Annotated in this window: 15 protein-coding genes and 1 pseudogene; 7 read left to right on the top strand and 9 right to left on the bottom strand. The window is 71.2% G+C overall.

Annotation, left to right across the window (positions count from 1 at the left end; all coding sequences use genetic code 11):
• Nucleotides 1–45: 45 nt before the first annotated feature.
• Nucleotides 46–498, bottom strand: a complete 453-nt coding sequence (locus ACYVF7_RS27485) for a hypothetical protein (protein ID WP_460346436.1) — start codon at nucleotides 496–498, stop codon at nucleotides 46–48.
• Nucleotides 499–598: 100 nt separating this feature from the next.
• Between ACYVF7_RS27485 and ACYVF7_RS27480 the strand changes: the two genes are divergently transcribed.
• A complete protein-coding gene (locus ACYVF7_RS27480) occupies nucleotides 599–1204 on the top strand; it encodes a class I SAM-dependent methyltransferase (RefSeq protein ID WP_460346434.1) in 606 nt (201 codons plus the stop codon).
• Nucleotides 1201–1740, top strand: coding sequence for a TrmH family RNA methyltransferase (locus ACYVF7_RS27475; protein ID WP_460346432.1), 540 nt, complete (start codon nucleotides 1201–1203; stop codon nucleotides 1738–1740). The genes ACYVF7_RS27480 and ACYVF7_RS27475 overlap by 4 nt, the downstream gene beginning before the upstream one ends.
• Nucleotides 1741–1767: 27 nt before the next feature.
• Here ACYVF7_RS27475 and ACYVF7_RS27470 read toward each other — a convergent pair whose 3' ends face one another.
• Nucleotides 1768–2427, bottom strand: coding sequence for a winged helix-turn-helix transcriptional regulator (locus ACYVF7_RS27470; RefSeq protein WP_460346430.1), 660 nt, complete (start codon nucleotides 2425–2427; stop codon nucleotides 1768–1770).
• 81 nt (nucleotides 2428–2508) lie between these two features.
• Between ACYVF7_RS27470 and ACYVF7_RS27465 the strand changes: the two genes are divergently transcribed.
• Entirely contained in the window at nucleotides 2509–4077 is a 1569-nt protein-coding gene (locus ACYVF7_RS27465; RefSeq protein WP_460346428.1) for an MFS transporter, read from the top strand.
• Between the two features lie 14 nt (nucleotides 4078–4091).
• Nucleotides 4092–4889 (top strand): SAM-dependent methyltransferase, encoded by a 798-nt coding sequence (locus ACYVF7_RS27460; protein ID WP_460346426.1) that lies wholly within the window; start codon nucleotides 4092–4094, stop codon nucleotides 4887–4889.
• Nucleotides 4890–4905: 16 nt separating this feature from the next.
• Here the strand turns inward: ACYVF7_RS27460 and ACYVF7_RS27455 are convergent, their stop codons facing one another.
• Entirely contained in the window at nucleotides 4906–5814 is a 909-nt protein-coding gene (locus tag ACYVF7_RS27455; protein WP_460346424.1) for a DMT family transporter, read from the bottom strand.
• 73 nt (nucleotides 5815–5887) lie between these two features.
• On the opposite strand from ACYVF7_RS27455, the gene ACYVF7_RS27450 reads away from it, so the two are divergent.
• The gene (locus ACYVF7_RS27450) at nucleotides 5888–6469 is read left to right on the top strand and encodes a TetR/AcrR family transcriptional regulator (RefSeq protein WP_460346422.1); all 582 of its coding nucleotides are present in this window, start codon (nucleotides 5888–5890) and stop codon (nucleotides 6467–6469) included.
• An 82-nt stretch (nucleotides 6470–6551) separates the two neighbouring features.
• Here ACYVF7_RS27450 and ACYVF7_RS27445 read toward each other — a convergent pair whose 3' ends face one another.
• Nucleotides 6552–6764: an EF-hand domain-containing protein gene (locus ACYVF7_RS27445; RefSeq protein WP_345429658.1), complete on the bottom strand. Its 213-nt coding sequence runs from the start codon at nucleotides 6762–6764 to the stop codon at nucleotides 6552–6554.
• Nucleotides 6765–6998: 234 nt separating this feature from the next.
• Between ACYVF7_RS27445 and ACYVF7_RS27440 the strand changes: the two genes are divergently transcribed.
• Nucleotides 6999–7790, top strand: a complete 792-nt coding sequence (locus ACYVF7_RS27440; protein ID WP_460346419.1) for a glycerophosphodiester phosphodiesterase — start codon at nucleotides 6999–7001, stop codon at nucleotides 7788–7790.
• Between the two features lie 33 nt (nucleotides 7791–7823).
• Entirely contained in the window at nucleotides 7824–9185 is a 1362-nt protein-coding gene (locus ACYVF7_RS27435) for an MFS transporter (RefSeq protein ID WP_460346417.1), read from the top strand.
• A gap of 54 nt (nucleotides 9186–9239) precedes the next feature.
• On the opposite strand, the gene ACYVF7_RS27430 is transcribed toward ACYVF7_RS27435, so the two are convergent.
• The 5 genes and pseudogenes from ACYVF7_RS27430 to ACYVF7_RS27410 form a co-directional block, all read right to left on the bottom strand.
• Entirely contained in the window at nucleotides 9240–10370 is a 1131-nt protein-coding gene (locus ACYVF7_RS27430; protein WP_460346415.1) for a Gfo/Idh/MocA family protein, read from the bottom strand.
• Nucleotides 10367–11169 (bottom strand): annotated as a pseudogene (locus tag ACYVF7_RS27425) (sugar phosphate isomerase/epimerase family protein). Before ACYVF7_RS27425 ends, ACYVF7_RS27430 begins: the two are co-directional and overlap by 4 nt.
• Nucleotides 11170–11264: 95 nt before the next feature.
• Nucleotides 11265–14165 carry a glycoside hydrolase family 2 TIM barrel-domain containing protein gene (locus ACYVF7_RS27420; protein WP_460346413.1) on the bottom strand — a complete coding sequence of 967 codons (2901 nt, stop codon included), beginning with the start codon at nucleotides 14163–14165 and terminating at the stop codon, nucleotides 11265–11267.
• Nucleotides 14158–15063, bottom strand: coding sequence for a carbohydrate ABC transporter permease (locus tag ACYVF7_RS27415; protein WP_460346411.1), 906 nt, complete (start codon nucleotides 15061–15063; stop codon nucleotides 14158–14160). The genes ACYVF7_RS27420 and ACYVF7_RS27415 overlap by 8 nt, the downstream gene beginning before the upstream one ends.
• The gene (locus tag ACYVF7_RS27410) at nucleotides 15060–15428 is read right to left on the bottom strand and encodes a carbohydrate ABC transporter permease (RefSeq protein ID WP_460346409.1); all 369 of its coding nucleotides are present in this window, start codon (nucleotides 15426–15428) and stop codon (nucleotides 15060–15062) included. Before ACYVF7_RS27410 ends, ACYVF7_RS27415 begins: the two co-directional genes overlap by 4 nt.
• Between the last annotated feature and the right edge of the window lie 26 nt (nucleotides 15429–15454).

The following is a 15454-nucleotide window of genomic DNA, read 5'->3' as shown; positions in this document are numbered from 1 at the left end:
AGGGGCGGCCGCACCCGTTCGGCGTGGCCGCCCGTGCGCGGGTGCTCAGCCGCGCCGGGAGGCCGGGCGGACGCCGCGCGCGACGTACCCGATGATCCCGAGCAGGACCAGGACGCCGAGCCCGTCCGACAGTCCCTCCCAAAGGCTGCCGAACAGCCCCTGCGCCGATAGGAACAGGTAGGTCGCGAACACCGTGGCCGCCGTGCCCACGGCCGGGACCGCGGCGTACGACCACGGGTGCTGCTGCGCCCACGCCCGCGCGCGGTCATGGCCGCGGCGCAGGAGCGCGCCGCCGGCGCCGATCAGGAAGAACACCGAGAGGCCCAGGGCCAGCGGGCCGGCCAGGGTCGGATGCCAGCCCAGCAGGTGCAGGGCGAAGTCGGCCAAACCCACCGCCGCTCCCCCGGCCAGTGCGGCCACCCAGGGACCCTCGGAGGCCGCCGACATGGCGATCCAGGTCGACTCCGAGCGGCGCGGTACATCCGGTTGATACGTCATATCGTGATGATGCGCTCCGGCGGCGGCGAAAGCCATCGGGGATTCCCCCGAGCCGTCCCTGAGGCCGCCCCCACCCTGGACGCTGGTACGGTCAGCCGACGTGGGGGAGCACTACTTCGCGCGACAGCCGCAGACCGACAGCAGACCGGGCACGGTCGACCTCGTCCTGCCCGATCTTCACCTGCGGCTCGCCACCGACCGGGGGATGTTCTCCCCCGACCGCGTCGACCTGGGCACCCGCGTCCTGCTGGAGACCGTCCCGCCTCCCCCACCGCGTGGGGACCTGCTGGACCTCGGATGCGGATACGGCCCGATCGCGCTGACCATGGCCAGCCGATCGCCGCAGGCGATGGTCTGGGGTGTCGACGTGAACGAGCGGGCCTTGACCGTCGCGGAGCGAAACGCACAAACCGCCGGCCTTGACAATGTAAGGTTCAGGTTGGCCGATCGGATCGACCCCGGGCTCCGGTTCGCCGCGATCTGGTCGAACCCGCCGATCCGCATCGGCAAGCAGGCCCTGCACGCGCTGCTGCGGACCTGGCTGGCGCGGCTCGCCCCTGGCGGCCGTGCCCACCTGGTCGTGCAGAAGAACCTCGGCTCCGACTCCCTGCAGCGCTGGCTGACCGATCAGGGCCACCCCACCGAACGCATCGCCTCCCGCGCCGGGTACCGCGTCCTGGCCGTCGACCCGAAGGACCCAACGTGAACACCGACGCGCGCCGGCAGCTGCGCCCCACCGACGTCAAGCGCCTCAACCGCACGTGGCGGCGGCGCACCGAGGACCGCCTCGGGCTGCTCGTCGAGTCGGTGACCCAGCCGTTCAACATCGGCTCGATCACGCGGTCCGCGGCGGCGTTCGGCGTGGACCACGTCTGGCTGGCCGGCAACGCCACTCCCCCGACCCACCCCAACGCCCGCAAGACGGCACTCGGCACCGAACGCCTCATCACCTGGGAGGAGCCCGTCCCGGTCGCCGACGCCACGCGCGCCGTCCGCGAGGACGGCTACCGGATCGTCGCGATCGAGCTGACCGGCGACGCGGTGCCCCTGCACGAGGCGCCCCTCGACGGCGACGTGTGCCTGGCCGTCGGCGGCGAGGACCACGGCTGCTCCCCCGCCCTGCTCGCCGCCGCCGACGCGGTCGCCTACATCCCGCAGATCGGCCGGGTCGGATCCCTCAACGTCGCCGTCGCCACCGCCATCGCCCTGGCCGAGGCCCGCCGCCGCGAATGGGCCCGCTGACCCCGCGGTCCGGTTGCCTCCTCGAGGTCACGTCCTGTGAGCTGGTGCTTGATCTTCCACGATGGGCCGTAGCCGGGTGAGCAGGTCGGACCGGCCGCTCACGGTCAGCCCCATCTGGGTGGCGCCGCTGATGTCGATCATTCCGGTGAGCAGCCCGAGGATCGCACGGGCCGGGCCGTCCAGGACCAGGTCGGGGTCGGCGGCGCGGCCGGTCCGGGTGCGGACCCGACCTTCGCCGAGCTCGATGACGGCCTCCTCGCCGGAGGCGCGGAGCTGGATGACCGCCGGCGGAGCGTCGGGGGCGGCGTCGGTCGTGAACCATGCGGGCGCGTAGGCGAGCCACTGTGCCCGGAACGCATCATCAGGCCGTTCGATGGCCATGTGCTGCAGGCCCCAAAGTCCCAGCGCCTTCAGCACGGGCTCCAACGCCAGGCCGTTCTCGGTCAGGTTGTAGAGGGTGGTCGCGATGGGCGGCGGCGCGTCCTCTCGGCTGATCAGCGCCGCGTCCTCCAGCTCTTTGAGCCGCCCGGACAGCAGGTTGGCGGCGATGCCGGGCAGCCCGTTCTTCAGGTCCGTGAACCGGCACGGACCCTGCAACAGAAGCTCGCGCACGATCAGCAGCGTCCAGCGGTCGCCCACGACGTCCAAGGCCCGGGCGATCGAGCAGTACTGGCCATAGCTCCGCATGTGACCACTGTAGCGCAAGCTCCGTTTATTTCTTGGACCTGCTAGTTGAGTTTTTAAACTAGATGGTTCTACTCTTCAACCATGATTCCCGTCCGGTCGAAGCCGCTGGTGCTCGCCGCGCTGCTGCTGGCCTCATTCGTCATCAACCTCGACACCACCCTGGTGAACGTGGCACTGCCGGCGCTGACCCGTGAGTTGGGTGCCACCACCGCACAGCTGCAATGGGTGGTCGACACCTACAACCTGGTCTTCGCCGCGCTGCTGCTGGCCTCGGGCAGCCTGTCCGACCGGTTCGGACGCAAGGGCGTGCTCCTGGCCGGCCTGCTCGTGTTCGGCGTCGCGAGCCTCCTCGGCGGATATTCCACCTCCCCTGCCGAACTGATCGCGTCCCGAGGCGTCATGGGCCTTGGGGCCGCCATGACGTTCCCCGCCACGCTGTCGCTGCTGACCGACGTCTTCACCGGCCGCAGAGAGCGAGCGCTGTCCATAGGCCTGTGGGGTGCGACGGGCGGCATGGCCATCGCGCTCGGGCCGATCGTGGGCGGGTTCCTTCTCGAGCACTACAGCTGGTCGAGCATCTTCTTCGCGCTCGCGCCGGTGTCGCTCGCCGTGATCATCCTGGCCGCAGTGTGCGTCCCGCGTACCGACCGCCCGTCCACGTACAGGCTGGACGCCCTCGGCGTGATCTTGTCCGGCGGCTTCATGGGGCTGCTCGTCTACACCGTCATCGAGGCGCCGGCCCGGGGCTGGGCCTCGACGCCGTCGATCGTCGGCTTCGCCGGAAGTGCGGTCCTGCTGACCGCGTTCATCGCGGGCGAGCGCCAGCACGCCGAGCCGATGCTCGACGTCCGGCTGTTCACGAACATGCGCTTCAGCGCCGCCAGCGCCGCGGTCACCATCGGGTTCTTCACGCTGTTCGGGTTCATCTTTCTGATGACGCAGTTCTTCCAGTTCGTCCGGGCCTATAGCCCACTGTCCACCGGCGTCCACCTGCTGCCGGTGGCGATCTCCGTCGCCGTGGGATCGACGGTAGGCACGCGGCTGGCCATCCGGGTCGGCACCAAGGCCGTCGTCACGGCCGGGCTGGCCCTGCAGGCGCTGTTCTACGTCTGGGTCGCCGGCGACATCGCTCCCACCCTCAGCTACGCGATCATCGCCGTTCAGATGGTCGTGTACGGCCTCGGCATGGGCCTGACCTCCGCGCCCGCGACCGAATCGATCATGGGGGCGGTCGCGGCTCGTCAGGCGGGGATCGGATCCGCCGTCAACGAGTCCACCCGCCTGCTCGGCGGGACCCTCGGTGTGGCCATCATCGGCAGCGTCTATTCCTCGCTGTACGACTCACGGCTCGACGCCTCCCTACCGGTGACGCTGCCGCCCGCGCTGACCAACCTCACCCACCAGTCCGTCGGAGCGGCTTTCATGGTCTCCGACCAGCTCGCCGCCCGCGGCCAGGGCGCCGCTGCCGACGCCGTACGCCAGGCCGCGACCAACGCCTTCGACCACGGGCTGAGCATCGGGTGTGTCGTGGCCGCGGCCGTGGCCGTCGGCGGCGCGGTGCTCGCCTACGCCTTCCTGCCCGCCCAACCCTCGCCACAGCCCGTACCGGAACACCATCCCGCTGAGCCGACCGCGATCACGAACCGCTGAAAGGACCTCGCACGATGACCTACGAAGAAACCGCCGTCGACAAGACGATCGACCGACTGCTGAGCGAACACCCCGACCTCGACGCGTCCGCCGACGGCTCCCTGGACAACCTCGACCAGTTCCACATCGGCGGCGCCGACGCGGTCGACCTGCTGATCCCCACCCTCGCCCTGGCCGACGGCGACCGGGTCCTGGACATCGGCTCCGGATTCGGCGGCCCCGCACGCCAGATCGCCCGACGCACCGCACACCACGTTGTCGGCATCGACCTCACACCCACCTACATCGAGGCCGCCCGAGCCCTCACCGCCAAGACCGGGCTGAGCGACCTCGTCCAATTCCAGTTGGGCGACATCGCTACCTTCCGGCCCGACCCGCTGTTCCAGGCCGCGATCACCATGCACGTCCAGATGAACGTTCACGACAAGACCACCTGGTTCGGGCACATCGCCGACTGCCTCGCCCCCGGCGCACGCCTGGCCGTCTGGGAAGTCTGCCGGCCGCGCCCGGCCGACCTTTCCTGGCCCATGCCCTGGTCACTCGACGGCACCGACAGCTTTGTAGGCACCCCCCAAGCCCTGCTCGCATCAATCGAGAACGCCGGATTCTCCCCCACCGAGTGGACCAACGAGTCGACCTGGGTCCAAGACTGGATCGCCAAGACCTTCGCCGACGGACTACCTGCCGGCCCGGCCCTGCCGATGCTCCTGGACGACGGCTACACCCGCGTCATCAACTTCGCCACCGCCCTCACCAACGGAACGCTGGAAGTCTGGCGCGGATCCTTCACCAAGACGACTGGGCGGCGATGACCGCCGGGGCCGCGGTTCACCGGCGCGTGAGGGTCTGGGCCGGGACGCACCGTGGCCCGGCGGCGCGCGTCCGTTCGGTGCGGACGACGACGACCGCGGCCAGGGCGGTCGCCAGGCCGATCGCGGTCCGCACGCCGAACGGCTCACCGAACATCAGGGCGCCCCACACGGCCGTGACCGGCGCGATCAGGAACATCAGCGTGTTGACCTCCGTCACGCCCGAGCGCCGCAGCACGACCCAGTACAGGCCGTAGCCGCCGAACGTCGGCAGGGCGACCAGCCAGGCGACCGCACCCCAGAACGCCGGCGCGGCCGGGGGGACGACGGTCCCGGTGCTCAGGGCGAGGGCCGTGAAGAGCAGGGCGCTGGCGGTGCAGTGAACGGTCAGGGAGACCTCCGGAGAGACCTCGGCCCGGGAACGGCCCTGGACGAACGTCGCCGTCACCAGGGACAGCATGCCGGCGAACGGCACCAGGTAGGCCCACCACACCACGCCGGTACGGGCGGTGGCGTCGGCCGCGGTGACGATGACGACGCCGGTCACGCCGAGGCACAGGCCGAGCCACTGCCGACGCGCGACGGCGCGGCCGAGCAGCGGGCCGGCGAGCACCCCGACGACCAGCGGCTGCGTGCCGTCGATCAGCGCCGTGGTGCCGCTGGAGACCCCGAGCCGGATCGCCTCGTAGACGGTGAGGAGGTACCCGCTCTGGGACAGGGCGCCGATCAGCGCCTGGCGGGCCAGCTCGCGGGCCGGCAGGCCGCGCCAGGTGCCGCGGGCGGCGACGACGGCGAGCAGGACCACGGCCAGGGGGATGAAACGCCAGGTGAGGATCGTGACCGCCGAGGCGGTGCCGGTGCCGAGCTTGGCGCCGATGAACCCCGAACTCCAGCACAGCACGAACCCGGCCGACAGGAGGATGTTCACGGCAAAACCTCCGGTATACAGATCGGTTTACCTCACACCGCGCCACTATACCGATCTGTGTACTCTGGGCAATATGCGTACTACACCGGAGCGGATCACGATGACACCCGGGGCGCGCCGGCTCCTGGAGGCCGCGGCCCGGCTGTTCTACGAGCGCGGCATCCATGCCGTCGGCGTCGATCTGATCGCCGCCGAGGCGGGAGTGACGAAGAAGACCCTCTACGACCGGTTCGGGTCCAAGGACCAGATCGTCGTGGAGTATCTCGCCGATCGCGACGAGCGCTGGCGGGCCTTCCTCGGCGACCGTCTCGACGCGGCCCGGCCCGCCACTCCCGCCGGCCGTCTCGCGGCGGTGTTCGACGCCTCGAAGGCGTGGATGGAAGAGACCAGTCCCCGGGGATGCAGCATGGTCAACGCCCACGCCGAGATCACCGACCCGGCCCATCCGGCGTCGGCGGTCATCGCGGGGCAGAAGCAGTGGATGCTGGAGTTGTTCACCGACCTGGCCCGGGAGGCGGGCACGGACGACCCCGGCCGGACCGGCCGTACGCTCATGCTGCTACACGAAGGCGCGCTCGTCGCCCATGGCCTGGGCGTCTTCCCCGACCCCATAACGCACGCCCGGGATCAGGCCCTCGCCCTGCTGCCCACCTGACCTCGCGGCGAGCCGTTGCGGGCGCTCACGGACCTGCCGGGGACCGTGACGGGCCCGCCGCGCGGGCGGGCCCGGGCTACGGTCAGCCCTGCGACATGTAGGCGGCGAACTCCTCGAGGGAGATCTCGCCGTCGCCGTCGGAGTCCATCCGGCGGACGACCTCGGCGGCCGCCTCGTCGGTGATCTCCTCCCCCAGAGCCTTCATCAGCAGCTTCAGCTCCGGCGCGGAGACGCGCCCATCCTTGTTCACATCGACGATCTCGAAGGTCGCCGCGTAGGCGCTGGTGTCCGGCACGATCACGAGCCTTCCCGGTCGGAGGTACAGCGGCTCCCCTGAGCCACGCCGGAGACACAACTTAGTGGAAGAGATGACCGGCTTGTGGCGAATCGCCGGTCGGCGACGTTCGCGCCGGTGGATTCGGTTCGCAGCCGTAGGGATAGATCGTAGGTGATCAAGCGACCGCCTTTACGTAGTAAGGTAACTACGGTGGAAGGTGGCTTCACCCGCCGACGAACCGACAGGTGCTCCGTGTACGAATATCTCGACCATCCCGGCCCGATCCCCTTCGCCCACCGCGGCGGCTCCCCCGACGGACGTGAGAACTCCATGGCGGCGTTCGAGCGCGCGATCGGCCTGGGCTACCGCTACCTCGAGACGGACGTGCGCGCCACCGCCGACGGCGTACTGGTCGCCTTCCACGACGCCACCCTCGACCGGGTGACCGACCGCACCGGCCCCCTCGACCGGTTCACCTTCTCCGAGATCGCCAAGGCGCGGATCGCCGGCCGCGAGCCGATCCCCCGCCTGGAGGAGATCCTCGCCGCCTGGCCCGCCGCCCGCCTCAACATCGATGTCAAGGCCGAGAGCGCCATCGGCCCGCTCACCGAGGTCCTGCACCGCGCCCGCGCCTGGGACCGGGTGTGCGTCACCTCCTTCTCCTACCGGCGGCTCCGGCACGTCCGCGCCCGCATGCGCCTGCTGTCCGGCCGCGACGTGTGCACGGCCCTGAGCCCGCTGGGCGTGGCCACGCTGCGTGCCCGGTCCGTGAGCGGGCCGCTGGGCCGGCTGGTGCGCCTGGCCGAGCTCGGCGTGCCGTGTGCCCAGGTCCCCCAGCGCGTCGGGCGCACCCCGCTGGTCACCGAGGCGTTCCTGGCGACCGCGCACTCGCTCGGCCTGCAGGTGCACGTCTGGACGGTCAACGACCCCGCCGCGATGGAACGCCTCCTCGACCTCGGCGTTGATGGCATCATCACCGATGAGATCAAGGCCCTGCGCGACGTCATGACCGCCCGCGCGCAGTGGGCCACGGCCACCGCGTAGGGCCGTAAGACCACGGGCGGCCGAGGAGGACGCGTGGGCCTGGCCCCCGTCGGCGCCCCCGCCGACACCATCCCCCGTGACCGGCGGCGCGAGCAGCGCGGCTGGTACTTCTACGACTGGGCCAACTCCGCCTTCTACACCACCGTCGTGTCGGTCTTCCTCGGGCCGTACCTCAGCGACGTGGCCAAGACGGCGGCCGACGCCGGCGGGTTCGTCCATCCGCTGGGCGCCGACATCCGGGCCAAGGCGGTCTATCCCCTCGCCGTCACCCTGTCGGTGATCCTGCAGGTCCTCGTCCTGCCCCTGGCCGGTGCGCTGGCCGACCACACGGGACGCAAACGCGAGCTGCTGGGCGTGTTCGCCTACGTCGGCGCGTTCGCCACCGTGGGCCTGTACTTCGTGAGCGACGGCCGGTATCTCCTCGGCGCGGCGCTGTTCATCGTGGCCAACCTCGCGCTGGGCGCCTCCAGCGTCGTCTACAACTCCTTCCTGCCCGACATCGCCGAGCCCGACGAACGCGACGCGGTGTCCTCGCGCGGCTGGGGCCTGGGCTACCTCGGCGGCGGTCTGCTGCTCCTGCTCAACCTCGTGCTGTTCCTCCTGCACGACGACTTCGGGCTGAGCAAGGGGGCCGCGGTACGCGTCAGCCTGGCCTCGGCCGGTGTGTGGTGGGCGGCGTTCACGCTCATCCCGCTGCGCACGCTGCACAACCGGCGCCGCGTACGCTCGGCCGAGTCGCTACCCGCCGCCGTACGCGCCGGGTTCACCCAGCTGGCCACCACCCTGCGCGACGTGCGCAACCGGCCCGTCACCCTGCTGTTCCTGCTCGCCTTCCTGGTCTACAACGACGGCGTGCAGACGGTCATCACGATGTCGGCGACGTTCGCGACGGAGGAGCTGAAGCTGGGCCAGACGGACGTGATCGCGGCGGTGCTCCTGGTCCAGTTCGTCGCGTTCGGCGGGGCGCTGCTGCTGGGCCGGCTCGCCCAGCGGTACGGCACCAAACGGGTCGTGCTGGCCTCCCTCGTCGTCTGGGTGGTCGTCGTGCTGGCGAGCTACGCGCTGCAGCGCCGGTCGGCGGCGGAGTTCCTCGCCCTGGCCGCCGCCATCGGGGTCGTCCTGGGCGGCACGCAGGCGCTGTCGCGGTCGCTGTTCTCCCATCTGCTGCCCCGCGACCGCGAGGCGGAGTACTTCGGCTTCTACGAGATCAGCGACAAGGGCACGAGCTGGCTGGGGCCGCTGGTGTTCGCCGCCGCCCTGCAGTGGACCGACAGCTACCGCAACGCCATCGCCTCACTGATCGTCTTCTTCGTCGTCGGCTTCGGCCTGCTGCTGACCGTGAACGTCCCCCGCGGCGTCCGCGAGGCCGGCAACCCGCTCCCCAGCAAGCTCTGAGGAGGGGTCTCGTCCTGCCGCGGGATCAGCCGCTCTCGCCGCGCAGCGGCTCGATCACCCCGGTAGGGGCGGTTCCGCGGCCTCGCCGCCCGTGGCGGTCCCGGCCAGGTGGCGTACGGCCAGCTGTGCCGTGACGATGTCCTCGGTCGCCCCGGCCACCCCGGTGAGCGGCGGCACGCCCTCGGTGATCATGGCGTGGAAGGCGAGCAGTTCGTTCTCGAACGACGGGGTCACATCGGCGTACTCCGCGCGCCGTTCGGCTCCACCGTCGCCCTCGACGAGGGTGAGCCGGGTGGGCGCGCCGAGCAGGTACGGCGTCGGGAAGACCAGCTCGGCCGATCCGGTGGCGTGGTGGATCGCCACCGTCTCCCGGTAGGCCGGGTAGTCCGCCAGGAAGTGCCAGTGGATCGTGTACCGGCCGCCCGTGCCCAGCGTCCCGGCCAGCTCGATGGACCGCCCGGCGGCGGCCGGTCGTTCGCGGTGGTCGGGCCAGAGCGCGACGTGGTCGATGCCGGCGACCCCGCCGGCCAGCAGGCGCAGGAGCGACAAGTCGTGGCTGATGCTGTTCAGCGTCGTCGTGTAGAGCCTGAGCGCCGCCGCCGGAACGTCGCCGACGGCGGCCCGTAGCAGGTCGTCGTCGGAGGTTCGCAGGGCGGCGAGCGTGTCCGCGGGCACGTCCTGCGGCGGTGCGGGCAGCCGGGCGAACGCCAGTTGCGCGCCGTCGCTCGGGTGCAGCACGGTCACCTGGATCGCCTGCGCGTCGGCGGCGGCGTTCGTCGCGACGACGCGCGCGACCGCCGGATCGTACTGCTTCATGTAGCCGACCATCAGCTTCGGCGCCGGCCCGTCGTCGAGCGCGGCGAGCGCCGCGGTCTCGGCCCGGGTGTACGCCAGTGGCTTCTCGCACAGCACGAAGTAGCCGTGCCGGAGCGCGGAGGCGGCGGCCGGGCCGTGCGAGCCGGAGGTGAGCAGCGCGACCGCGTCGAACCCGCCCGCGGCCAGCATCGTCTCGATGTCGGTGTACCGGCCGGGCACACCGTACCGGTCGGCCGTCCGTGCGGTGAGCGAGGGCGACAGGTCGCAGACCGCGGTCAGTTCGAACCGGTCGCGGAGCCGCTCCAGCAGCGGCAGGTGCACGGTCTGCGCGATGACGCCGAGACCCGCGACGGCGATCCTGACCCTCACAGCCCGGCCTTCCGCAGGAGCTCCCGGTTGGCCCGCTGGTCGGCGAGGATGGCGTCCAGATCCTGGCCGGTGGCGGGCGCGTCCTGCTCGATGACGACCCAGCCGGTGTACCCGGCGTCCTTGAGCGCACGGACGAACGCGGGCACGTCGAGGTCGCCCTCGCCCAGCGCGCAGAAGCCGCCGCGGCGCACCAGCTCCGTCAGGTCCGCCTCGTCCGCGCGGGCCTGCTCGTGCAGGTCGTGGCGGGCGTCCTTGACATGCACCTGGGTGATCCGGCCGGCCCACGCGTGCAGCGCCTGGAACGGGTCCCCGCGGCCAGCATGAGGTGGCCGGTGTCGAGGCAGATCCCCACGTCGGTGAGCTCGAGCAGGCGCTCGACCTCCTCGTAGGTCTCCACGTCGGTGCCGAGGTGCTGGTGGAAGGCGGGCTCCAGGCCGGCCGCCCGGCAGGCGTCGGCGGCGCGCTGCACACGGGCCGCGAACGCCGGCCACTTCGCGTCGGGGACGCCGAGCCGTACCGGGCTGCCGGGGTGGGCGAACCGCTCCGGGTTACTCGGGCAGGCCAGGGTCGGGCGCGGCGCGAACCACGGGTCGTCCACCGGCGCGGAGTTGAACCACTTCAGGGCGTGGCGGAGCTTTTCGAGGTCCTCGTCGAACCTGTCGGCGTCGCCGTACCGCAGGTCGACCCAGCCGCCGGCCAGCGCGAGGCCGTGCCGGGCGAGCCGGTCACCCAGCCCCGGCCCGGCGCCGAGGTAGCCGATCGGGCCGGAGTCGGTGCCGTCGTAGCCGTGGTCGGCCATGCTCGCCAGCAGTTCCTCCGGGCCGAGGGCGGTGTTCGACCGGTAGATGCCGAAGTTCACGGGGGCGCTGGCCACCCGGATGGTCTTGTTCGCCGTCACGTCGTCTCCAGAGTCCAGGACCATCGGTGGGTGCCCGGTCCCACCAGGAAGGCGGGCAGGGTGTCGGGACCGCAGGACGCCGTGCCGAGGCCGCGGTGCGCGGCGTCGATGTGCACGACGCACTCCGGCCGTGGCACCAGCTCGTCGTGGTGGGACGCCGCCGCGAGGTCGGTCGCGCGGTACCGGGTGAAACTCACCTGGCGTGGCCTGTCGAGCCGTACCCGCAGCGTGTACGCCGGTCCGGTGAGCGTGAACCGGCGGACTCCGTGCCGGCCGCCGCTCTCCTGCGGCCGCAGGTACGGAGTGAACAAGTCGTCGATCGCGGCCTGGTGGGAGCCGACCGGGCCGCCGGCGCACCGGTCGGGGTAGGTCTCCCATGGCCCCTGCCCGTACCACGAGAGGCGCTCGAACCCGGCGACGGTCTCGAAGACCGTGCCGACCCGCGCGACGTCGGTCAGCGCGTCGCCGAGCACGGCCGTCTCCTCGACCAGGATCCCGTCCGCGATCGGGGTGAACGACTGCTCGTGGACGACCAGGCCGCCGAGGTAGCGCGCGTGAACGGTGATCCGGTCGCCGTCGCGTACCACGTCGACCGGTACGCGGGCAGGCTCCGGCAGCCCCTGGTCCGCCCAGCGGGCGCCGAGCCCGGCGAGCCGGTCGTTGTCCGTGGGCGCCCGCCACAGGCTGAGCGTCGGCGGCGCGGCGAGCAGCGGGTGGACCAGCAGCCCGTCGTGGTCGACCTCGATCGAGGGGCCGCCCGCCGTGCCGCCCGTCCTGAGCGGCAGGTCCCGCCGCTCGGTGCGCAGGCGGATCTGCGGCAGGCACATCGTGGTGCCGGCCGCCGCCCACGGCTGGTCGTCGCGCACCGTCACCCGCAGGGTGAGCCAGAGTTCGCCGTCGCCGGGCAGGTGGCCGACGAGCGCGGCGGGCGGCGTGAGGAGCGCCGATCCGCCGGGTGGCACGTACGGCAGCTCGGCGGGCGCCGTCCGGACGTCCGCTCCGTCGGCGTCGAGGAGCCACTCGGCGGCCAGCCAGGACAGGTCGCGGAAATGCTGGCGATTGTGCACCCGGATCACGCCGGCGTCGTCCGTCAGGCGTACCGGAGCGGCGAGTTCGCGGTGCTCGTACATCGCCGGTTTCGGTGTGCGGTCGGGGAAGACGACGCCGTCGGCGCAGAAGTTCCCGTCGTTCGGCTCGTCGCCGAAGTCGCCGCCGTACGCCCACCGGTACCCCGGCCCGGCGACACCCGCGGCATAGGTGCCATCCGGGGCCGGCTGCTTGTCGTCGCGGCGCTGGAGCAGGCCGTGGTCCCAGAACTCCCAGATGAAGCCGCCCTGCAGGCCGGGCGTGGACTCGATGGCCGCCCAGTAGTCGGCGAGGGTGCCGTTGCTGTTGCCCATCGCGTGGGAGTACTCGCACAGGATCAGCGGCCGGTCCTGCCGTCCGGAGCGGGCGTAGGCGGTGATCTCCTCGATGGAGGCGTACATCGGGCAGACGATGTCGCTGATCGGGCCGCCCTCGAAGTCGTACTTGATGGCGCCTTCGTACTGGACGGGCCGCGTCGGGTCGAAGGCCCGCAGCCAGCCGGCGGCGGCGTCGTGGTTGACGCCGTAGTCGCTCTCGTTGCCGAGCGACCAGGCGATGACGCTGGGGTGGTTCACGTCCCGCCGCGCCATCCGCGACACGCGATCGACGAACGCGGGCAGGTAGGCCGGGTCGTCACAGATCTCCCGCGCGTACGCGTGGCTCTCGAGGTCCGCCTCGTCCACGACGTACAGGCCGAGTTCGTCGGCGAGGTCGAGCAGCACCGGGTCGTTCGGGTAGTGCGAGGTACGGATCGCGTTGAACCCGAAACGCTTCATGGTCACCAGGTCGGCGCGCATGTCCTCCGGCGAGACCACCCGGCCGGTCCGCGGGTGGAAGTCGTGCCGGTTGACGCCGCGGATGTAGACGCGTTCGCCGTTGACGAGCAGGTCGCGGCCGCTGACCTCGACGTCGCGGAAGCCGACGCGCAGCGTGGTCTCGTCGGTGACGGTCCCCTCGGCGTCGTGCACCCGCACGACCAGGTCGTACAGCGTGGGCAGCTCGGCCGACCAGGGGCGGACGCCCGGTATGGTCCGCCGCAACCGGACCCGTCCCTGCCAGGCGGAGATCTGGTCGCGCTCGGCGAGCAGGGCGCCGTACGCCGTGTCCACGCCCAGGTCGATCCCGCCCAGGGTCGCGGAGACCCGCCACCCACTAGGTAGCGGCCCGTGTATCGACCGTACGTCGGTGTCCACCCGCAGGTGCCCGCCGCGGTGGGCGGTGACCCGTACGTCGGCGAGGTACAGCGGGTCGGTGGAGTAGAGGAAGACCGGGCGGGTGATGCCGCCGTGCCACCACTGGTCCTGGTCCTCGATGAAGGTCGCGTCGGACCACTTCACGACGGTGAGCCGGACGGTGGTGGTCTCCCCCGGCCGGACCAGGTCGGTGACGTCGAACTCGCTCGCCAGGTGGGAGTCCTTGCCGATCCCGGCGGTGACCCCGCCGACCTGGGCGATGAGGACGCTCTCGGCCGCTCCGACGTGCAGGACGATCCGCCTCCCGGCCCAGTCGGCGGGAACGGTGACCTCGCGTTCGTACACGCCGGTCGGGTTGGCCGCCGGCGGATGTGGTGGCAGGTCCGGCCACGGCATCTGGAAGTTGGTGTACTGCGGCAGGTCGCCGGTGCCGCCCATCGTCCAGCAGCCCGGGACGTCGGCCTCCTCCCAGTCGGCGGTCACCTCCGCCTCGGGCGAGGGCAGCAGCTGGAACCGCCAGCGCCCGTCCAGCGGTACGGCGGCGGGCCTCCGCAGCGAGTGCATCGGCAGCCGCCGCCATCCGGTGAGTTCCGGTGAGGCCCAGGGGCGCTCAACCACGCAGGGCCCCCTTCATGACGTCGCGGATGAACTGCCGGGCGAACAGGATGAACACCACGACGAGCGGCAGGACGGCGAGGAACGTCCCGGCCATCACCATGCTGTAGTCGGTGTGGTGGGCGGTGTTGAGCTGGGCGAGGGCCACCTGCAGCGTGACCTTCTTCGGGTTGATCATCGCGATCAGCGGCCAGGCGTAGTCGTTCCAGGCCTGGATGAAGGTGTAGATGCCGAGGAAGGCCAGGGCGGGCCGGACGGCGGGCAGCGCGACGTGCCAGTACTGCCGCAGGAACCCGCAGCCGTCGAGGCGGGCGGCCTGGAGCAGCTCGTCCGGTACGGCGCTCTGGATGTACTGGCGCATCCAGAAGATGCCGAAGGCGTTGGCCACGCCAGGGAAGATCAGCGAGTTCAGCGTCCCCGCCCAGTGCAGCTGCACCATGAGCACGAAGCGCGGGATGAGGGAGAGCTGGGCCGGCAGCATGAGCGTCAGCAGCAGGAGCCGGAACAGGATCCGGTTCCCCGGGAACTCGAACTTGGCGAAGGTGAACGCCGCCAGCGAGTCGATGAACAGCACCAGGACGGTCGTCGCGACGGCCACGATGACCGTGTTGAGCAGCGAGCCGAAGAAGTCGATGTTCTGGAAGACCCGATGGATGTTGTGCCACAGGTGCGTCCCGGGGACCAGCGCCGGTGGGTTGCGGTACATGTCCTCCGTGGTGTTGGTGGCCATCACCGCCGTCCAGTAGAACGGGAACATCGACACCAGCACGCCGACGATCAGCATCAGGTGCAGGGCGCCTCGCTTGACCCGCCGGGCCGTCCCGGCCCGCTGGTTGGCCTTGCGCGCCAGGTCCGAGGTCCCGACCACGGGGACGCTCTTTTCTCTCACGGCATGACTCACGGTGTTCTCCTTCGGGCCACCACGCGCCAGTTGATCGCGGTGAACAGCAGGATGACGAGGAACAGCGCCCAGGCGATCGCGGCGCCGTAGCCGTACTGGTTGAAGTCGAATGCCTCGCGGTAGAGGTACAGGACCGTGGTCAGGCCCGCGTGGCCGGGGCCGCCGGTGTCGGGGTTGGTGGCGTCGGTGCTGCCGAACAGCACCTGCGGCTCGGTGAAGGTCTGCATGCTGCCGATGGCCGACATGATGACCGTGAACAGGATGATCGGCCGCAGCTGCGGGATGGTGATGCGCCGGAAGCACTGCACCGGCCCGGCGCCGTCGATCCGGGCGGCCTCGTACAGCTCGGAGTCGATCGCCTGCATGCCCGGCCAGATAGATGATCGCGTTG

The organism is Actinoallomurus acanthiterrae (assembly GCF_054775715.1).
This window is presented reverse-complemented; position numbering and strand designations above follow the sequence as displayed.